The organism is Streptomyces sp. NPDC048521 (assembly GCF_043199855.1).
In the GTDB taxonomy this organism is placed as follows: domain Bacteria; phylum Actinomycetota; class Actinomycetes; order Streptomycetales; family Streptomycetaceae; genus Streptomyces.
Window position 1 is genome coordinate 13,615 of the sequence record NZ_JBICWR010000031.1, and the last position, 18,704, is coordinate 32,318.

Below are 18,704 nucleotides of genomic sequence, written 5' to 3' on the forward strand. Positions count from 1 at the left end.
CATGTCCCACCCGGAAGCGGGCCAAGGCGCTTCGGTGCGCCGGGTGCTCGCGGTGATCCCCGCCCGCGGCGGCTCCAAGGGCGTGCCCGCGAAGAACCTCGCGCCCGTGGGCGGCGTCCCGCTGGTGGCGCGTGCGGTGCGCGAGTGCCGGGCGACCCGTCTGGTGACCGACGTCGTCGTGTCCACCGACGACCAGGCCATCGCGGCCGCCGCGCGGGAGGCCGGTGCCGAGGTCGTGCTGCGGCCGGCCGCCATCGCCGGGGACACGGCGACCTCGGAGGCCGCTGTCCTGCACGCCATGGACGCCCACGAGGCCCTGCACGGCTCGGCGGTCGACGCGGTGCTGCTCGTGCAGTGCACCAGCCCGTTCCTCGTCCGCGAGGACATCGACGGGGTGGCCGCCGCGGTCGTCGAGAACGGCGCCGACACCGCCGTCACCGTCGCCCCCTTCCACGGCTTCGTCTGGCGGGACGGCAACGAGGAGATCAACGCACCGCAGACGGGCGGCGGTTACGGCGTCAACCACGACAAGTCCTTCCGGCCGCGCCGCCAGGACCGCCCGCAGGACCTGCTGGAGACCGGCGCCGCGTACGCGATGGACGCGGCCGGCTTCCGTGAGCACCGGCACCGCTTCTTCGGCCGCACCGAACTGGTCCGCACCGACCCGGCCCGGGTGCTGGAGATCGACGACCCGCACGACCTGGCGCGGGCGCGGGCCCTCGCCCCCCTCTTCGACGCCGGCCGCCCCGGTTCGCTGCCGACCGCCGCCGACGTGGACGCGGTCGTACTGGACTTCGACGGCACCCAGACCGACGACCGGGTGCTGATCGACTCCGAGGGACGGGAGTTCGTCTCCGTGCACCGCGGCGACGGACTCGGCATCGCGGCGCTGCGCAGGAGCGGCCTGCGGATGCTGATCCTGTCCACGGAACAGAACCCGGTGGTCGCCGCCCGCGCCCGGAAGCTCAGGCTCCCGGTGCTGCACGGCATCGACCGCAAGGACCTCGCCCTCAAGCAGTGGTGCGAGGAGCAGGGCATCGCGCCGGAGCGCGTGCTCTACGTCGGCAACGACGTCAACGACCTCCCGTGCTTCGCCCTCGTCGGCTGGCCCGTGGCGGTCGCGAGCGCCCACGACGTCGTACGCGGCGCCGCACGCGCTGTCACCACCGTCCCCGGCGGCGACGGCGCGATCCGAGAGATCGCCAGCTGGATCCTCGGCCCCTCTCTCGATTCCCTCCCCAAGTAAGGACATCCCCCGATGAGCACCAACTCCCGTCTGCGCACGTTCGGCTCCCGCGAGGTCGGCCCCGGCCGTCCGGTCTACATCTGCGGCGAGATCGGCATCAACCACAACGGTGAGCTGGAGAACGCCTTCAAGCTGATCGACGTGGCCGCCGAGGCCGGCTGTGACGCCGTGAAGTTCCAGAAGCGCACCCCCGAGATCTGCACCCCGCGCGACCAGTGGGACATCGAGCGCGACACCCCGTGGGGCCGGATGACCTACATCGACTACCGCCACCGCGTGGAGTTCGGTGAGGACGAGTACCGCCAGATCGACGCGTACTGCAAGGAGAAGGGGATCGACTGGTTCGCCTCCCCGTGGGACACCGAGGCCGTCGCCTTCCTGGAGAAGTTCGACGTCCCCGCCCACAAGGTCGCCTCCGCGTCCCTCACCGACGACGAGCTGCTGCGCGCCCTGCGCGCCACCGGCCGCTCGGTCATCCTCTCCACGGGCATGTCCACCCCGCGCCAGATCCGCCACGCGGTCGAGGTCCTGGGCAGCGACAACATCCTCATGTGCCACGCCACCTCCACCTACCCGGCCAAGGCCGAGGAGCTGAACCTCCGCGTGATCAACACGCTGGAGAAGGAGTACCCGAACGTCCCGATCGGCTACTCGGGCCACGAGACCGGCCTGCAGACCACGCTGGCGGCGGTCGCGCTGGGCGCGGTGTTCGTCGAGCGCCACATCACCCTCGACCGCGCCATGTGGGGCTCCGACCAGGCCGCCTCGGTGGAGCCGCAGGGCCTCACCCGCCTGGTGCGCGACATCCGCACCATCGAGGCCTCCCTCGGCGACGGCGTCAAGAAGGTCTACGACTCCGAGCTGGGCCCGATGAAGAAGCTGCGCCGCGTCAGCGGCGTCGTCGCCGAGGCGGAGATCGCCGCGGCCGCGGGCGAGCCGGTCGCGGTCTGAGCACCCCGATTGCCTGACGGATTGCCCTACGACGGGACGGTCGTACGCCGATGAGCCCCCGCGCCGGTCACACCGGCCACCCTCCCCGCACGCTCGCCTTCGTGGAGAGCCCGGTCCAGCTGCTGAACGTCCTGGAGTGGGCGCATCTGCACGGCCTACCCGGCGCGGAGCCGGACACCCTGCGGTCCGTGCCCGCGCAGGTACGGCGGACGGTGGCGGGTGAGACCCCGGCGGCCGGCGCGGAACTCACGGTCGTCGTCCTGTCCCCGACCGACCCCATGACCCGGGGCCAGCTGCGCCGCATGGCCGACCTGGCCCGCGACGAGGGCTACCGGGTGCGCTGGGAGGAGGCGCGGGGCGGTACGACCGCGCCCTTCCACACGATCGGCGGCCTGGCGGGCTCCTTGCGCCGGGCCGACCGCATCGTCATGGGAGACCCGTTCTCCCGCTACGTACAACTGCTGCTGACCATCACCCGTGCCCGCGACCTGGTGGTCGTCGACGACGGCACGGCGACGATGGAGTTCGTCGCCCAGCTGGCCCGCGGCGAACGCCTGGTCCGCTGGCACCGCAAGGGCGGCCGCCCCGGCCCGCGCGACCTGCTCTTCGCGCCGGTGTCCTCCTCCGCCCGCCGCAGGCTGACGCCCAGTGCGCACCGCCGGGTCGAGGTCTTCTCCTCCATGCCGGTGACGGAGATCCCGCAGGGCGTCACCGTCACGGCCAACGACTTCTCCTGGACGCGGGCCCGCTTCGGGCCGCCGCGGATCACCAAGGGCGCCGACCTGGTCGGCACGTCCCTGGTGGAGACCGGAGTCGTGGACGGTGACCGCTACCTGGCGGCCGTCCGCGGCCTGGCCAGGGCCCACGGGGCCACCCGCTACTTCGCCCACCGCCGGGAGAGCGCCGAGAAGCTGCACCGGCTGGCCGCCGAGACCGGCCTGGAGATAGTCCGCCCGGACCTCCCCCTGGAACTGATAGCCCGCCGCGGCCCGATCGGCCGTACGATCCTCAGCTTCCCGTCGACGGTCGTCCACACCCTGCCGCTCGCCCTGGCCGGCACCGGCGTGCGCGTGGCGGTGTGCGACATCGACCCGTCGTGGCTGACCGCGAACGCCTCCCCGCGGGCGCAGGGCTTCCTGTCGGGGGTCACGGGAACGGCACGGGACGTCCACCGACTGGCGGCGGTGGCCCCGGCCTAGGCCTGCCGCGCTTCCTTCAGCGCTTCGACGAAGGAGGTGAAGGCGTCGGCACGGAAGGTGAGGGTCGCCCTGGTGGGGGCTTTGGAGTCGCGGATGTGGGTGTGGGTGGGGTGGGGGAGATTTCTACGCAGGCGTCCCCCTGGCCGCCGCCGGAGTAGGAGGACTTTCGCCAGGTGCAGGGGGTGGTCACCGCTTCACAGCTCCTTCGCCAACCTGTGGATGAAGTCACGCGAACGGTCCGGGTCGAGTGACACCGCCTCCACCCTACGGAAGAGCGTTCGATACCACGTGAGTTGGGCTTCGGCGTCGATGAAAACGGGCCCGTTGGGCCCGTCCCGGACCACGGTGTCCAGCCTGGGTACGGGGCCGCCCGCGTACACCATGGCGCTTCCGGCTCCGCCGAAGTCGTCCAGATCGAAGGGAATGACGCGCACGGTGACGTGGTCGGCCTCGGCGAGTTCCAGAACGCGGGTGAGTTGAGCCCGTGCCGCGCGTCGGTCACCGACCCGGATGCGCAGTGCCGCCTCGTGGATCACCGTCTCGTAGGGGACCGGGTTCGGGCGCTCCAGGATGGATCTGCGCTTCATCCGATGCTCCACCCAGCGCTCCACCTCCGTCTCCTGGAACTCCGGGTTCACGTAGGAGAAGAGCGAACGGGCGTATTCGGCGGTCTGCAGCAGGCCTGGAACGTGCAGGAAGTCCACATCCCACCGGTAGGTGGCGTGGTGCTCCAGCTCGGGCAGGTCCATGAAGGGCGTCGGCAGCCGACCTCGGTACTCCTCCCACCAGCCTTGCGTCCGGTCGGCGGCCTTCGCGACCAAGGCGCTGATGAACTCCTCGTCGGCACAGGCGTAGTTGGCCGCCATGCGCCGCAGGCGCTCCTCGCTCACTCCGGAGGTGCCGGACTCGATCTGGCTAATCTGGACGGAGTTCACACCGAGCAGTGCGGCCGCCTCACGGGAGCTGAGGCCCGCTGCCTCGCGGAGCCTGCGCAGTTCCACGGCCAGCCGCAGCTGTCGCGCTGTGGGTTCGCGCTTGGTCCCCATCGGTCGCTCCTTGTCCAACACGCCTGTTGCTGTTGCTCCGGTCTACCGTCGGTGATGCAACGCACACGCATCGGAAGCGCACCGCTCTGTCCTGCCATGACGGCTGCGGCAATGCCACCGCACGCGAAATCCTTTGCCGGCCGATGGAGTTGATGACGCATGTCCGAAAGCGATTCCTGGGACTACACCCTCTACGTCCCCAACGACCTCAGAGCCGTCACGGTCTGCCGCCGCACCCTGCGGTTGATCCTCACGCTGCACGGGCTGGATCGGCCTGGTGGACACGGCGGAGCTGCTGGCGACGGAGCTGGTCTCCAATGCCGTACGGCACACGAAGGGGCCGGCCGCCCTGAGGGTGCGCCGCACCCGGGAGGGGGTGGTGTGGATCGGGGCGTGGGACACGGACCCCGAGCCGCCCCCTCCGCCCCGGCCGCTGGAGCAGGTCGCCGGCCTGGAGGACGGGCGGGGACTGGGGTTGGTCAGGGCCTGCGCGGACTACTGGGGCTGGCAGCCGTCGGCACGGTTCGGGGACCGGGGGAAGTACGTGTGGTGCGAGCTGGCGTGAGGGTCGGCTCGTCGCGGCGTGACTGAGTGGGGTGCCGTGGGGCCGCTCGCTTCCTCTCGGTGTCGTGCTTCCGCGAGCCGAGTAAAGGGCGCTCCCGTTGCGCTGCGCTCCACTCCCGCGTCGCGTTCGGCGATGGCCCTCCGGGCCACCCTTGACTCGGCTCGCTCCAGCACGGGTCGTGAAGCGAGCGAGCGGCCCGGAAACAGCGGTGGCCCTGGCCGGTGCCGGCCCTCGGCGGCGCTGTCCGGACGCCGTCGGCGCGGGGCGCGGTCGCGGCTCGCCCGCACACCGGGTGGGCTGAGCGGCTGACGGCCGGTGGGGGAGGGGAAGGGGGAGGGCTGGGCGGTCACCAGTCCCACCAGCCACCCCAAGAGCAACGATCGGCAGATCTGGCCCCCCGCCCGCCCTCCTGGACCGGCGGCCTTTCCTCCGTCCCCCGGAACAGGACCGCCCGTCTCGCCCAGCCGAGGTGGGCGGATCTGTTCCCCCGCCCGCCCTGCCCGACCGGCGGGCTTCCCTCCGTCCCCCGGAACAGGACCGCCCGTCTCGCCCAGCCGAGGGGGGCGGATCTGTTCCCCCGCCCGCCCTGCCCGACCGGCGGGCTTCCCCGTCCCCCGGAGCAGATCTGCCCTTCACGCCCAGCCGGGGTGGGAGTGCTGGGGCAGGTGGGGTCGTGGGGTCAGGGTTTTCGCGCCAGTACGAAGGCTCGGGGGCGTTTTTCGTCGGACGTCGGTTCTCGGCGGATCGTGGCCACGAGGGGCAGGCCCGCCTCGGTCAGGGCGGTCGTGACCTGTTCGGGTGTACGCCAGTAGTAGTCGAGGTCGATCTCGTGGCCGAAGCGTTCGGTCAGGTGGAGGTGGCCGGGGTCGGGGCCGGTCTGGAAGGCGAGGAGGACGTGGCCGCCGGGGGACAGCGTGCGGTGGAATTCCGCGAAGGCCTTCGGCAGGTGGGCGTCGGGGACGTGGATCGTGGAGTACAGGGCCAGGATGCCGCCCAGGGTGCTGTCCGGCAGGTCCAGGGAGGTCATGGAACCCACGTGGAATCGAAGGTGCGGGTGGGCCTCGCGGGCCAGGGCCACCATGGTGGGGGAGAGGTCGACGCCGAAGGCCGGGACGCCCCTCTGGTGGAGCAGTGCGGTGACATGGCCGGGGCCGCTGCCCAGGTCGGCCACGGGCGCCGTGCCGTTCGCCGTGACCAGCTCGGCGAAGGCGGTGATCAGGGTGCGGTCCAGGGGGTGGGAGAGGCCGTCGGGGAAGGCCGCCGTGTAGTCCTTGGCGATCGCGTCGTAGGACGTACGGGTGGTGTGCAGGAAGTCCGGGATCGAGTCGGTCACGGGCGTGGACCCTAGCGGGGGACAGGCCGCACTGGGGTCCGGTTCGTGGACATGGCGAGCGTGACTCCGGTGATGCGTGGTATCCGTGGAAGGAGGAAACAGAGGTTTTACCCATCCGAGTCCGCCGCCATGCGTCCGCCGGTCAGATTTTCTTCCCCTAACGGGCTGAAGTTTTGTTGATCGAGGGGTAGTTGATCAGTCGGGCGTCCTACCCTTCAGAGGGTGAAGCAATTGATGTCCCTAGAGTCCGAGGCCGGCCTCGCGGGGGATGCGCTCCCCGGCGTGCTGAGCGAGTCCCTGCACGCCGAACTCGTGGCCTTCCGCCGCGACTTGCACATGCACCCCGAGCTGGGCAATCAGGAGTTCCGAACAACCGCCGCGATCAAGGAGCGGCTGGAGCAGGCGGGGCTCAGGCCCCGTGTGCTCAGCACCGGAACCGGACTCGTCTGTGACATCGGCCTGGCCGAGGGCGCTCGATCGGCCGTACCGGTGCTCGCGCTGCGCGCGGACATCGACGCCCTGCCCATCCCGGACACCAAGACCGACTGCCCCTACCGGTCGACCGTTCCCGACCGGGCGCACGCGTGCGGTCACGATGTGCACACGTCCGTCGTGCTCGGGGCCGGGCTCGTCCTCGCCGACCTGCACGCCAAGGGCCTGCTGTCCCGCCCGGTGCGGCTGATCTTCCAGCCCGCCGAGGAGGTGCTGCCCGGCGGCGCCCTGGACGCCATCGAGGACGGGGCGCTGGACGGGGTGGGCCGGATCCTCGCCGTGCACTGCGATCCTCGGGTCGACGCCGGGAAGGTCGGGCTGCGGCACGGGGCGATCACGAGCGCGTGCGACCGGCTCGAGATCTCCCTGGACGGGCCCGGTGGGCACACCGCCCGGCCCCATCTGACCACCGACCTGGTCACCGCCGCCGCCCGCGTCGCCGTCGACGTGCCCGCGCTGATCGCCCGCCGCCTCGACACCCGGGCCGGCCTCGCCCTCACCTGGGGCCGGATCGAGTCGGGCCACGCCCCGAACGTGATCCCGCAGCACGCGGAGCTGTCCGGGACCGTGCGCTGCCTGGACCTGGAGGCCTGGCGGGAGGCCCCCGACATCGTGCACGCCGCGATCGACGAGGTCGCGACCCTGCACCGGGCCAAGTCGGAGATCAACTACGTGCGCGGGGTGCCGCCCGTCGTGAACGACCGGGAGTCGACCGAGCTGCTGCGCAGGGCGATGGCCTGCCGGCGTGGGCGGGACTCCGTCGAGAGCACCGAGCAGAGCCTCGGCGGCGAGGACTTCTCCTGGTACCAGGAGCACGTGCCCGGTGCGATGGCCCGGCTCGGGGTGCGCAGGCCCGGCGAGCGCACAGTGCGCGACCTGCACCAGGGCGACTTCGACGCGGACGAGGAAGCGATCAGGGTCGGGGTGGAGATGTTCACGGCGGCGGCCTTCCTGGAGCCGAACGCGGTGCAGGGCTGAGCGAGCGGCCCCCCCCCGCGGGGGGCCGCTCCCCTCTCCGGCGCAACACACTCGTAAGCCATTCGTACACGGTGCGCAACAACCGCATGAGAAGGCTGAGAGACCGAGTTCAGATGCTGTTTGCCTCGAATCGATAACGGCTTCGCGAGAGGGTTTTTTGCGACATCTACGCGCGTTACGATGCCGCGAAGCCGACGCCGCCGGGGCGTCTCGGCTGGAGCACCGTCATGGTGCTCACATCAAGCGCCGACACGGCGCTCAGGTCAGGTGAAGGAGCCTTCCCGTGCGCCGGGTAGCCAAGCTTTCCGCTGCGTGTATCGCCACCGCAGCTCTCGCCGTGACTGCCACTGCCTGTGGCAGCACCTCCTCCGACAACGAGTCCAGCCCGTCCTCCTCCTCGGGCGGCGGCAAGGGCGTCAAGATCGGTCTCGCCTTCGACGTCGGCGGCCGTGGTGACCGTTCCTTCAACGACTCCGCCGCGCGCGGTGCCGACAAGGCCAAGAGCGAGTTCGGTGGCGAGATCAAGGAGTTGACCGCGAAGACCTCGGACACCGAGGCCGACCGCGAGCAGCGCCTGTCGGACCTGGCCGACGCGGGCTACAACCCGATCATCGGTGTCGGCTACGCGTACTCCGCCTCCATGGACAAGGTCGCCAAGAAGTACCCGAAGACCAGCTTCGGCATCGTCGACTCGGTGGTGCAGGCCAACAACGTCGACAGCATCACCTTCACCGAGGAGCAGGGCTCCTACCTGGCCGGTGTCGCCGCGGCGCTGAAGACCAAGAAGGACCACGTCGGCTTCATCGGCGGTGTCGACGTCCCGCTGATCAAGAAGTTCGAGGCGGGCTTCGTCCAGGGTGTCAAGGACACCAACTCCAAGATCAAGGTCGACACGCAGTACCTGTCGCACGGCTCGGACACCTCCGGCTTCGCCAGCCCCGACAAGGGCAAGGAGGCCGCGCAGGGCATGCTCGACAACGGCGCCGACGTCATCTACACGGCGGCCGGCTCCTCCGGCAACGGCGCGATCGAGGCCGTGAGCGGCGTCAAGGGCGCCTGGGCCATCGGCGTGGACTCGGACCAGTACAACATCCCGGGTCTGGCCAAGTACAAGAACTCCATCCTGACCTCGATGGTCAAGAACGTCGACGTCGGTGTCTACGACTTCGTCAAGTCCGTCCACGACGGCAAGCCGCTGTCCGGCACCAACACCTACTCGCTCGCCAAGAACGGTGTCTCGCTGTCCACCAGCGGTGGCTTCATCGACGACATCCAGGCCAAGCTGGACGCGGCGAAGAAGAAGATCGTCGACGGCTCGATCAAGGTCAAGACCACCCCGTGACCTGACGGGTCCCGCCGGACCTAGGCTCGGTGCGGGGGCGCCTCCCGGAGCCCCCCACCGAGCCATAACAATGTGTCAACTCTACGCGTGTAGCGCGGAGTTGCCGCGCTAGCGTCGCCGACGCCTGCCCCCTCCCCGCAGCCCCTTTCCCCGAGGAGAGTGCGCCATCAACGCGTCCAGCCCTCCCGCTGCCGTCGAACTGCGCGGCATCACCAAGCGTTTCCCCGGCGTCGTCGCCAACCGCGACATCGACATCACGGTCCGCACGGGCACCGTCCACGCCCTGTGCGGCGAGAACGGCGCCGGCAAGTCCACCCTGATGAAGATCCTCTACGGCATGCAGCAGCCGGACGAGGGCACCATCACCGTGAACGGCGAACGGGTCGTCTTCCACAACCCCGGCGACGCCATCGCCCGCGGCATCGGCATGGTGCACCAGCACTTCATGCTCGCCGACAACCTCACCGTCCTCGAGAACGTCGTCCTCGGCGCGGAGAAGCTGTACGGCATCGGGGGCAAGGCACGCGCCAGGATCAAGGAGATCTCCGACGCGTACGGCCTGAACGTCCGCCCCGACGTCCTCGTCGAGGAGCTGGGCGTCGCCGACCGCCAGCGCGTGGAGATCCTCAAGGTCCTCTACCGGGGCGCCAAGACCCTCATCCTGGACGAGCCGACCGCCGTGCTCGTGCCGCAGGAGGTCGACGCCCTCTTCGACAACCTGCGCGAGCTGAAGGCCGAGGGCCTCACCGTCATCTTCATCTCCCACAAGCTGGGCGAGGTGCTGTCCGTCGCCGACGAGATCACCGTCATCCGGCGGGGCACCACCGTCGGCACGGTCGAGCCGCGGGGCACCACACCCAAGCAGCTCGCCGAGCTGATGGTCGGCAGTGAGCTGCCGACGCCGGAGACCGAGGAGTCCACCGTCACGGACGTCCCGATGCTCGAGCTGGACGGCCTGCACCTGACGCAGACCGACCTCGACGGCGTCGAGCGGATCATCCTGGACGAGATCTCCTTCACCATCCACAAGGGCGAGGTCCTCGGCATCGCCGGTGTGGAGGGCAACGGCCAGTCCGAGCTGGTCGAGGCGATCATGGGCATGCGCCACCCCGACGCCGGCGTCATCACGCTCGACGGCACCGACATCTCGCACGCCGCCACCCGCGACCGCCGCGAGGCCGGCATCGGCTACATCCCCGAGGACCGCCACCGCCACGGCCTGCTGCTGGAAGCACCGCTGTGGGAGAACCGCATCCTCGGCCATGTCTCCGAGCGGCCCAACTCGCGCGGCGGACTGCTCGACATCAAGGCGGCCCGCGCCGACACCGACCGGATAGTGCAGGCGTACGACGTCCGCACACCCGGCATCGACGTGACCGCGGCCTCCCTGTCCGGCGGCAACCAGCAGAAGCTGATCGTCGGCCGCGAGATGAGCCACAACCCCAAGCTGCTCATCGCCGCCCACCCCACCCGCGGTGTGGACGTCGGCGCCCAGGCCGCCATCTGGGACTACATCCGCGAGGCCCGTCGCGAGGGCCTGGCCGTGCTGCTGATCTCCGCCGACCTGGACGAGCTGATCGGGCTCTCCGACACCCTGCGGGTGATGTACCGCGGCCGCCTGGTCGCCGACGCCGACCCCGCCACGATCACCCCCGAGGAGCTGGGCTCCGCCATGACGGGTGCGGCCACCGGCCACCTGGAGCACACAGAGGACGACGAGCGATGAACAAGCTGACCTCACGGATCGACAAGGAGCGGCTGCTCCTCGGCATCGCCGCGCCCCTGCTGGCGGTCGTCGCCGCGCTCGTCGTCACCACCCTGGTGATCCTCGCGACCGGCAAGAACCCCGGCGACGCCTTCAGCGACATGGTGACCTACGGCTTCGCCAGCGACAGCCAGGTCTACATCCTGAACAAGGCGACGACGTACTACCTGGCGGGCGTCTCGGTGGCCATCGGCTTCCGCATGAACCTGTTCAACATCGGTGTCGACGGCCAGTACCGGCTCGCCGCGTTCATCGCCGCGGTCCTCGGCGGGGCGCTGACCGCCCCCGGCTGGATCGCCATCCCGCTGATCATCCTCTGCGCCATGGCGACCGGCGCCCTGTGGGCGGCCATCGCGGGCGTCCTCAAGGTGACCCGAGGCGTCAGCGAGGTCATCTCGACCATCATGCTGAACTCGATCGCCACCGCGATCATCGCCTACCTCCTGCAGCCCGGGAAGCTCGGCCAGCTGGACCAGGCGGGCACCCTCGTCTCCACCAAGCCGCTGCCGTCGTCCTCGCACTTCTTCAGCTTCGACACCGGCCCGGCCGGTGAACTGTGGGGCTTCATCGTCCTCGCCGTGCTCGTCGGCGTCGCGTACTGGTTCGTGCTGGGCCGCACCCGGTTCGGCTTCGACCTGCGCACGGTCGGCCAGTCCGAGAGCGCGGCCGCCGCGAGCGGTGTCTCCGTCAAGAAGATGATCGCCACCAGCATGATCATCTCGGGTGCGGTGGCCGGTCTGATCGGCATGCCGACCCTGCTCAACGACAGCCACCAGTTCAGCAACGACTTCCCGGCGGGCATCGGCTTCACCGGCATCGCCATCGCGCTGCTCGGCCGTAACAACCCGATCGGCATCGCGCTCGGCGCCCTCCTGTGGGGCTTCCTGGAGCGCACCACCAACCACCTGGAGTTCCAGGGCTACGACAAGGAGATCCTCGGCGTCATCCAGGGCGTCATCGTCCTCTGCGTCGTGATCGCCTACGAAGTCGTACGACGCTTCGGCATGAAACGCCAGCAGCAGAAGGTCGGCGCCGAACTCGCCGCCCAGGCCGCCGCTCCGACGAAGAAGCAGGAGGTGGCGTGATGACTGCCACGATGACCGACGCGCCGCCGCCGGCGGCCCCCAAGGCGGCGGGCGCGCCGCAGCGCTCCGGCCGCCCCCTCGGCATGATCCTCATGATCGTCGCGGGCGCGCTGCTGCTCCTGTCCGCGGTCCGCGTCATCACCGACGCCAACCAGCTCGACTCCGCCGGACAGGTCGGCGCCGCGCTCGGCCTGGCCGTGCCGATCGGCCTCGCCGGACTCGCCGGCCTGTGGTCCGAGCGGGCCGGTGTGGTCAACATCGGCCTCGAGGGCATGATGATCCTCGGCACCTTCGGCGCCGGCTGGATCGGCTGGCAGTCCAGCCCCTGGCTCGGCCTGCTGTGCGGCATCGGCTTCGGCGTCCTCGGCGGCCTGGTGCACGCCGTCGCCACCATCACCTTCGGTGTCGACCACATCGTCTCCGGTGTCGCGGTCAACCTGCTCGCGCTCGGCGCCACCCAGTACCTCGCCAAGCTGTTCTTCGCCGACGGCAAGGCGGCGGAGGCGGGCGGCAACCCCAAGCAGTCCCCGCCCGCGGACACGCTGCCCGACGTCACGATCCCCGGCCTCTCCGACGGCCTCGCGTCGATCGAGAAGCACCACTGGTTCCTGGTCTCCGACCTCGCGGGCATCATCGGCGGTCTCATCACCAACCTGTCCGTGGTGACGATCCTGGCCGTGCTGCTGTTCGTCGGCAGCTGGTGGCTGCTGTGGCGCACCCCGTTCGGCCTGCGGCTGCGCTCGTGCGGTGAGAACCCCGTCGCCGCGGAGTCGCTCGGCGTCAACGTCTACCGGTACAAGTACGCGGCCGTGGCCGTCTCCGGCGGCCTCGCCGGTCTCGGCGGCGCCTTCCTCGCGCTGGTCACCTCCCACACCTACCTCGAGGGCCAGACCGGAGGCCGCGGCTACATCGGCCTCGCGGCGATGATCTTCGGCAACTGGCGTCCCGGCGGTCTGGCCATGGGCGCGGGCCTGTTCGGCTACTCCGACGCGCTCCAGCTGCGCAACGGCGGCGTCACCGTCCACGCCCTGCTCCTGCTGCTGGTCGTCCTGCTCGCGCTGCTGGCCGGCTGGAAGCTGTACCGCAAGGCCCACTGGCAGGGCGGGATCAGCCTCATGACGGCCGCGCTCGTCCTGGTCTGGTACCTGTTCACCGACGAGGTCCCGAGCGACTTCGTGGGCGCCACCCCGTACGTCGTCACGCTGCTCGTGCTGTCGCTGTCCGCGCAGCGCCTGCGGATGCCGAAGGCGGACGGCATGCGGTACCGGAAGGGCCAGGGCAAGTGACGACCACTCCGGCCGACGGGTTCGACTGGGAGGCGCTGCGCGCCGAGGCGCGCGAGGCCATGTCCCACGCCTACGCCCCCTACTCGGGGTACCCGGTCGGGGTGGCCGCCCTGGTCGACGACGGGCGCACGGTCACCGGCTGCAACGTCGAGAACGCCTCCTACGGGCTCGGCCTGTGCGCCGAGTGCGGGCTGGTCTCCCAGCTGCAGCGCACCGGCGGCGGCCGCCTGACGCACTTCACCTGTGTGGACGGCGAGGGCGCGCTGCTCGTCCCGTGCGGCCGCTGCCGCCAGCTGCTGTACGAGTTCGGCGGGCCCGACCTGCTGCTGGACACCCCGGCGGGCGTCCTCCCGCTCTCCGAGATGCTGCCCCAGGCCTTCGGCCCGGACCATCTCACCAAGTAAGTCCCGTACGGCCCCCCTGACCCGCTCAGGGGGGCCGTGCACTTCGCACCTCCCGGAAGGAAGCCCTCAGCCATGGCCATGGACGCCATCTCCGTCATCCGCACCAAGCGGGACCGCGGTGAGCTGACCGACGAGCAGATCGACTGGGTCATCGACGCGTACACCCGGGGCGAGGTCGCCGACGAGCAGATGTCCGCGCTCGCCATGGCGATCCTGCTCAACGGCATGGACCGCCGGGAGATCGCCCGCTGGACGGCGGCCATGATCGCCTCCGGCGAGCGCATGGACTTCTCGGCGCTGTCCCGTCCGACGGCCGACAAGCACTCCACGGGCGGCGTCGGCGACAAGATCACGCTGCCCCTGGCGCCCCTGGTGGCGGCCTGCGGTGCGGCGGTTCCCCAGCTCTCCGGCCGGGGCCTCGGCCACACGGGCGGCACGCTGGACAAGCTGGAGTCGATCCCCGGCTGGCGCGCCCTGCTCTCCAACGAGGAGATGCTGCACGTCCTGGACACGACGGGCGCGGTGATCTGCGCGGCGGGCGACGGCCTGGCCCCGGCGGACAAGAAGCTGTACGCCCTGCGGGACGTGACCGGCACGGTCGAGGCGATCCCGCTGATCGCCTCCTCGATCATGTCGAAGAAGATCGCCGAGGGCACCGGCTCCCTGGTCCTGGACGTCAAGGTCGGCACGGGCGCGTTCATGAAGACGCTGGACGACGCGCGTGAGCTGGCGTCCACGATGGTCGGCCTCGGCACGGACCACGGCGTGAAGACGGTGGCGCTGCTGACGGACATGTCCACCCCCCTCGGCCGTACGGCGGGCAACGCCCTGGAGGTCCGCGAGTCGGTCGAGGTCCTGGCGGGCGGTGGCCCCGCGGACGTCGTCGAGCTGACGATCGCCCTGGCCCGCGAAATGCTCGACGCGGCCGGCATCAAGGACGCGGACCCCGCGAAGGCGCTGGCCGACGGCTCCGCGATGGACGTGTGGCGCCGGATGATCGCGGCCCAGGGCGGCGACCCCGACGCTCCGCTGCCCACGTCGAAGGAGCAGCACGTGGTGAAGGCGTCCGCCTCCGGCGTGCTGACCCGCCTGGACGCCTACGACATCGGCATCGCCGCCTGGCGCCTGGGCGCCGGCCGCGCCCGCAAGGAGGACCCGGTGCAGGCGGCGGCGGGCGTCGAACTGCACGCCAAGCCGGGCGACACGGTGACCGAGGGCCAGCCCCTCCTCACCCTCCACACGGACACCCCCGAGCGCTTCGCGTACGCGCTCCAGGCGGTGCAGGACTCGTACGACATCGCGGCGCCGGGGACGGACTTCACGCCGTCGCCGGTGGTCCTGGAGCGCATCGCCTGACCTGCGGTCTCCTCACCGTACGGGCGAACGGGACCGGTGAATGACCGGTGGACCTCGACCGGTCCCGTTCCGCTCGTGCTCCCACCCGCTGCGTGGGCCGGCCCTCACCCCAGCACCGTCGCCACGCCGAGCAGCACCGGCACGGACACCACGGTGGACAGCAGGATCGACTCGCGGGCCAAGGACTCGGCCACCCGGTAGCGGCTGGCGTAGGTGAACAGGTTCTGGGCGGCCGGGAGGGCCGAGGTCACCACCACGTCCAGCAGGGGGGCGCCGTGCAGACCGAAGACGGTCGTCGCCAGCGCCCAGGCGACCAGCGGCTGGCCCACCGATTTCAGGGCCACCGACAGCAGCACCAGACGGCGGTCCCGTCCCCGGCCGGGCGCCGCGCTGCCGTGCAGGGACATGCCGAAGACCAGCAGCGCCGCCGGGACGGACATGTTGCCGATCAGGGTGAGGGGATTCAGGATCGGACCCGGGAGCCGGCAGCCCGCCGCCGACACCACGACCCCGGACAGGGAGCCCACGGCGATCGGGTTCCGCAGCGGGGTCAGCAGGCGCCGCCACACCGTGCCCTCCTCGCCCGCCCCGGACAGATCCAGGACCGTGAGGGCGACGGGGGTGACCAGGGCGACCTGGAAGAGCAGCACCGGCGCCACCAGGGACGCGTCGCCCAGCACATACGCGGCGATCGGGATGCCGAGATTGCCCGAGTTGACGTAACCGGAGCACAGGGCGCCGATCGTGGTACGTCCCACACCCCAGCGCCCCAGCCCACCGGCGGCCACGAAGGCCCCGGACACCGCTGCCGTGCTCAGGGCCGTCACCAGCAGGCGGCTGGAGAAGAGCACGGAGAGGTCCGCCCCGGCGAGGGTGGTGAACAGCAGCGCCGGACCGGCCACCGTGAAGGCCAGCCGGGTCAGCACCTCACCGCCGTGCGCACCGAGCGTCCCGCGCCGCCCGAGCACATAGCCCACCCCGATGACGACCGCGATCACCGCGAACCCGCTCAGCACCCCCGCCACAGAGCCAACCCTGCGCGGGCGGGGGGAGCCGGTCAATGTGATCTCCGGCGCCTTCGGGGCGCACCTCGGCCACGGCCCGGCCGTCCTGGGCGGTACGGATGCACACGGATGCACTCCGCGGACGCGGACACGGCGAGACGGTCGTACGGGTAGGTCGCGATGTGGACGGTCGCGCCACCGTCCGGCGGGATCGCCACCGGCGTGACGTGCCGGTCGACGCTCGTGCACGTGGTGACCCGCCGGCCGTACTGCGTCAACGTGCTCCGGGCCCAGCGCAGCGCCAGCCCACTCGCCACTGACGACGACCGCGCCGGGCATGCTCGGCGGTGGGTGTGTCCCGCACCTGCTCCTCCCGCCGATGAGTTCCGCCCGCCCCGGCGGTCTACCGCACGTGGATGCCAACACCCCCGCCGTGCTCGTGCTGCGCGGCCCCGTCAGCCGTGACCAGGTGCCGGGGCTGTGCGCCGATGTGCGGGCGCTGCTGGAGGGCAGCAGGGCCGGAGTCGTCGTGTGTGACGTGGGCGGACTCGGGCCCCCGGGGCTCGCGGCCGTGGATCTGCTGGCCCGGCTGCAGCTGGCCGCCCGCCGGGCCGGCGGGCGGATACGGCTGCGGGACCCCGATCCCGCGCTACACGCTCTTGTCGACCTCGTCGGACTCCGCTTCCAGGTGGAGGGGCAGGCCGAAGAGGGGGAACCAGCGCTTGGTGTCGAGGAAGCAGTGGAATCCGGTGATGCGGTCGTCTGACAGCTCCAGCACCTGCACCGCCCACGGGCTGAACCCGCCGGTGTCCGGGTCCGGCTTGTAGTGCGCGAAGCCCGGCAGGCCGTTGGCCTGGACCGGCAGCAGGCGCGAGCCGGCGCAGGAGGCGCCGAGGGTGGTCATGAAACCGGTGATGTCGGCCGGGCCGCGCAGCCACAGGTCGAACGGCGGCATCGTCATGACGGCGTCCTCGTGCAGCAGCGCCGTCAGTGCCGTCATGTCGTAGCCCTCGAACGCCTTGACGTACCGCTCCAGGAGCTTTTGCTGCTCCTCGTCCAGCGGGTCGGACACCGCGCCCTCGCCGCCCGCGGTCGTGCGCTCGGCGAGGGTGGCCCGGGCCCGCTGCAACGCGCTGTTGACCGAGGCGACCGTGGTGTCCAGCAGCTCCGCGACCTCGCTCGCCTTCCAGGCCAGCACCTCGCGCAGGATCAGCACCGCCCGTTGCTTGGGCGGCAGCTGCTGGAGGGCCGCCATGAAGGCCAGCCGGATCGACTCCTTGGCGACCGCCGCCTCCGCCGGATCGCCCACCGTCGGCAGCACGCGCGCGTCCGGCACCGGCTCCAGCCAGACGTTGTCCGCGCGCGGGGAGAGGGCCGCCTGGGCGAGCGGCGTGGACTCGGTCAGGTCCATCGGACGGGCCCGCTTGTTGCCCGCCGTCAGCATGTCCAGGCACACGTTCGTCGCGATCCGGTACAGCCACGAGCGCAGCGAGGAACGTCCCTCGAACTTCTCGTAGCTCCGCCAGGCCCGCACCAGGGTGTCCTGCACCGCGTCCTCGGCCTCGAAGGAGGAACCGAGCATCCGGTAGCAGTACCCGGTCAGCTCGGTCCGGTGCTTCTCCAGTGCGACGTCCAGGTCCGCCGTCGCCGTGCTGTCGCCCATCGTCCACCCACCCCTGTGGCCGTTCTGTCGCGCGCCTTCGCGCCCAGCACTTGGGAAGCTACCGCAGCCCACTGACAATGGCCCCCGGAGTACGAAAAGGCGCAGCTCGGACCAGCTGTCCGTACGGGCATGTACAGGACCGGTACCGGTGGCTGCCGCAACCCGGCGGGCCGTTGTGCGGATCGCACACGACGCAGCCGTACGTCCACCGCGGCGACTGGAGGACCCCACGCCATAACTCTGGCGGTTCGCCGGCGTTTTTAAAGGTGCGGGTGAGTGCCCGCATGGAAGTAAGGAAGGCAGTGAACCTATGAGACGGGCTACCCGAAACCGTGTGATCGCCGTCGCCGCCGCGTCCGGCGCGATGGCGGTGGCGCTCCCCGCGTCCGCCGTCTTCGCGGCCGACGCCGACGGTGCGGCGGCCGGCTCGCCCGGCCTGGCCTCCGGCAACAGCATCCAGATTCCGGTGAATGTGCCGGTGAACGTCTGCGGCAACACGGTGGACGTCGTGGGGCTGCTCAACCCCGCCGCGGGCAACATGTGCGCGAACAAGGTGGAGGCGAAGGCCGACGGTGCGGAGGACCGCGATGGTGCGGCCGCGTCCGGCGGGGCCTCGGCCGACGGCCGCGCCACGGACTCGCCCGGGCTGCTCTCGGGCAACAGTGTTCACCTCCCGGTCGACGTGCCGGTGAACGTCACCGGGAACAGTGTCAATGCGGTGGGCGTGGGCAATCCGGTCTTCGACAACGAGTCGGTCAACGGCCCCGTCGACCATCACGACGTCGTCCGGCACACGGCCCCGAAGCCCCCGGCGGCCCACACCCGGTCCCGGCCCGGCCCGCACACCGCGCATGCGGCGACCCCCGCGCTGGCCCGTACCGGAACGGACCTCACGGCCCCGCTCGTCGCCGGCAGCGCCGCGTTCCTCCTGACGGGCGCGATCCTGTACCGCCGCTTCCACCCGGCCCGCACCCACTGAACCACACGCC

General features: G+C 71.0%; 16 protein-coding genes and 2 pseudogenes. 13 read left to right on the forward strand and 5 right to left on the reverse strand.

The window, feature by feature from the left end; genetic code table 11:
- Position 1: 1 nt before the first annotated feature.
- The 3 genes from ACGFRF_RS39460 to ACGFRF_RS39470 are packed head-to-tail and all read left to right on the forward strand — an operon-like array spanning position 2 to position 3,396.
- Complete coding sequence (locus ACGFRF_RS39460; protein ID WP_393748602.1) at positions 2–1,246, forward strand: cytidylyltransferase domain-containing protein; 1,245 nt, start codon at positions 2–4, stop codon at positions 1,244–1,246.
- A 12-nt stretch (positions 1,247–1,258) separates the two neighbouring features.
- Positions 1,259–2,197 (forward strand): N-acetylneuraminate synthase family protein, encoded by a 939-nt coding sequence (locus tag ACGFRF_RS39465; RefSeq protein WP_393748604.1) that lies wholly within the window; start codon positions 1,259–1,261, stop codon positions 2,195–2,197.
- 50 nt (positions 2,198–2,247) lie between these two features.
- Entirely contained in the window at positions 2,248–3,396 is a 1,149-nt protein-coding gene (locus ACGFRF_RS39470; RefSeq protein ID WP_393748606.1) for a hypothetical protein, read from the forward strand.
- Here ACGFRF_RS39470 and ACGFRF_RS39475 read toward each other — a convergent pair.
- Positions 3,393–3,586: pseudogene (locus tag ACGFRF_RS39475) on the reverse strand (DUF397 domain-containing protein). The gene ACGFRF_RS39470 and the pseudogene ACGFRF_RS39475 overlap by 4 nt on opposite strands.
- Positions 3,587–3,590: 4 nt before the next feature.
- Positions 3,591–4,442, reverse strand: a complete 852-nt coding sequence (locus ACGFRF_RS39480; protein ID WP_393748608.1) for a helix-turn-helix domain-containing protein — start codon at positions 4,440–4,442, stop codon at positions 3,591–3,593.
- Positions 4,443–4,601: 159 nt separating this feature from the next.
- On the opposite strand from ACGFRF_RS39480, the pseudogene ACGFRF_RS39485 reads away from it, so the two are divergent.
- Positions 4,602–5,007 (forward strand): annotated as a pseudogene (locus ACGFRF_RS39485) (ATP-binding protein).
- Between the two features lie 679 nt (positions 5,008–5,686).
- Here the strand turns inward: ACGFRF_RS39485 and ACGFRF_RS39490 are convergent.
- Positions 5,687–6,340, reverse strand: coding sequence for a class I SAM-dependent DNA methyltransferase (locus ACGFRF_RS39490; protein ID WP_393748610.1), 654 nt, complete (start codon positions 6,338–6,340; stop codon positions 5,687–5,689).
- Positions 6,341–6,574: 234 nt separating this feature from the next.
- On the opposite strand from ACGFRF_RS39490, the gene ACGFRF_RS39495 reads away from it, so the two are divergent.
- The 7 genes from ACGFRF_RS39495 to ACGFRF_RS39525 all read left to right on the forward strand — a co-directional run bounded on the left by ACGFRF_RS39495 (position 6,575) and on the right by ACGFRF_RS39525 (position 15,048).
- On the forward strand, positions 6,575–7,810 hold the full coding sequence (locus tag ACGFRF_RS39495; protein WP_393748612.1) for an amidohydrolase: 1,236 nt from the start codon (positions 6,575–6,577) through the stop codon (positions 7,808–7,810).
- 283 nt (positions 7,811–8,093) lie between these two features.
- Positions 8,094–9,152, forward strand: a complete 1,059-nt coding sequence (locus ACGFRF_RS39500) for a BMP family protein (protein ID WP_393748614.1) — start codon at positions 8,094–8,096, stop codon at positions 9,150–9,152.
- Between the two features lie 199 nt (positions 9,153–9,351).
- Positions 9,352–10,878, forward strand: coding sequence for an ABC transporter ATP-binding protein (locus ACGFRF_RS39505; RefSeq protein WP_393748696.1), 1,527 nt, complete (start codon positions 9,352–9,354; stop codon positions 10,876–10,878).
- Positions 10,875–12,002, forward strand: a complete 1,128-nt coding sequence (locus tag ACGFRF_RS39510) for an ABC transporter permease (protein WP_393748616.1) — start codon at positions 10,875–10,877, stop codon at positions 12,000–12,002. The genes ACGFRF_RS39505 and ACGFRF_RS39510 overlap by 4 nt, the downstream gene beginning before the upstream one ends.
- Positions 12,002–13,288 carry an ABC transporter permease gene (locus ACGFRF_RS39515; protein ID WP_393748618.1) on the forward strand — a complete coding sequence of 429 codons (1,287 nt, stop codon included), beginning with the start codon at positions 12,002–12,004 and terminating at the stop codon, positions 13,286–13,288. Before ACGFRF_RS39510 ends, ACGFRF_RS39515 begins: the two co-directional genes overlap by 1 nt.
- Positions 13,285–13,692: a cytidine deaminase gene (locus tag ACGFRF_RS39520; RefSeq protein ID WP_393748620.1), complete on the forward strand. Its 408-nt coding sequence runs from the start codon at positions 13,285–13,287 to the stop codon at positions 13,690–13,692. Before ACGFRF_RS39515 ends, ACGFRF_RS39520 begins: the two co-directional genes overlap by 4 nt.
- 72 nt (positions 13,693–13,764) lie before the next feature.
- Positions 13,765–15,048: a thymidine phosphorylase gene (locus ACGFRF_RS39525; protein ID WP_393748622.1), complete on the forward strand. Its 1,284-nt coding sequence runs from the start codon at positions 13,765–13,767 to the stop codon at positions 15,046–15,048.
- Positions 15,049–15,152: 104 nt separating this feature from the next.
- On the opposite strand, the gene ACGFRF_RS39530 is transcribed toward ACGFRF_RS39525, so the two are convergent.
- A complete protein-coding gene (locus ACGFRF_RS39530) occupies positions 15,153–16,073 on the reverse strand; it encodes an AEC family transporter (protein ID WP_393748624.1) in 921 nt (306 codons plus the stop codon).
- A gap of 358 nt (positions 16,074–16,431) precedes the next feature.
- On the opposite strand from ACGFRF_RS39530, the gene ACGFRF_RS39535 reads away from it, so the two are divergent.
- A complete protein-coding gene (locus ACGFRF_RS39535; RefSeq protein WP_393748626.1) occupies positions 16,432–16,818 on the forward strand; it encodes an STAS domain-containing protein in 387 nt (128 codons plus the stop codon).
- On the opposite strand, the gene ACGFRF_RS39540 is transcribed toward ACGFRF_RS39535, so the two are convergent.
- Positions 16,702–17,715, reverse strand: coding sequence for a sigma-70 family RNA polymerase sigma factor (locus tag ACGFRF_RS39540; RefSeq protein ID WP_393748628.1), 1,014 nt, complete (start codon positions 17,713–17,715; stop codon positions 16,702–16,704). The two genes, ACGFRF_RS39535 and ACGFRF_RS39540, sit on opposite strands and share 117 nt — an antisense overlap.
- A 334-nt stretch (positions 17,716–18,049) precedes the next feature.
- Here ACGFRF_RS39540 and ACGFRF_RS39545 point away from each other — a divergent pair, with 334 nt between their 5' ends.
- The gene (locus ACGFRF_RS39545; protein ID WP_393748630.1) at positions 18,050–18,694 is read left to right on the forward strand and encodes a chaplin; all 645 of its coding nucleotides are present in this window, start codon (positions 18,050–18,052) and stop codon (positions 18,692–18,694) included.
- The last annotated feature ends 10 nt before the right edge of the window (positions 18,695–18,704 follow it).

What these genes read in the sequence shown, in the direction of transcription:
- ACGFRF_RS39465 (WP_393748604.1), top strand. Translation starts at nt 1,259, where the DNA reads ATGAGCACCAACTCCCGTCTGCGCACGTTCGGCTCCCGCGAGGTCGGC.
- ACGFRF_RS39515 (WP_393748618.1), top strand. Translation starts at nt 12,002, where the DNA reads ATGACTGCCACGATGACCGACGCGCCGCCGCCGGCGGCCCCCAAGGCG.
- ACGFRF_RS39460 (WP_393748602.1), top strand. Translation starts at nt 2, where the DNA reads ATGTCCCACCCGGAAGCGGGCCAAGGCGCTTCGGTGCGCCGGGTGCTC.
- ACGFRF_RS39510 (WP_393748616.1), top strand. Translation starts at nt 10,875, where the DNA reads ATGAACAAGCTGACCTCACGGATCGACAAGGAGCGGCTGCTCCTCGGC.
- ACGFRF_RS39525 (WP_393748622.1), top strand. Translation starts at nt 13,765, where the DNA reads ATGGCCATGGACGCCATCTCCGTCATCCGCACCAAGCGGGACCGCGGT.
- ACGFRF_RS39470 (WP_393748606.1), top strand. Translation starts at nt 2,248, where the DNA reads ATGAGCCCCCGCGCCGGTCACACCGGCCACCCTCCCCGCACGCTCGCC.
- ACGFRF_RS39480 (WP_393748608.1), bottom strand. Translation starts at nt 4,442, where the DNA reads ATGGGGACCAAGCGCGAACCCACAGCGCGACAGCTGCGGCTGGCCGTG.
- ACGFRF_RS39540 (WP_393748628.1), bottom strand. Translation starts at nt 17,715, where the DNA reads ATGGGCGACAGCACGGCGACGGCGGACCTGGACGTCGCACTGGAGAAG.
- ACGFRF_RS39495 (WP_393748612.1), top strand. Translation starts at nt 6,575, where the DNA reads ATGTCCCTAGAGTCCGAGGCCGGCCTCGCGGGGGATGCGCTCCCCGGC.
- ACGFRF_RS39535 (WP_393748626.1), top strand. Translation starts at nt 16,432, where the DNA reads ATGAGTTCCGCCCGCCCCGGCGGTCTACCGCACGTGGATGCCAACACC.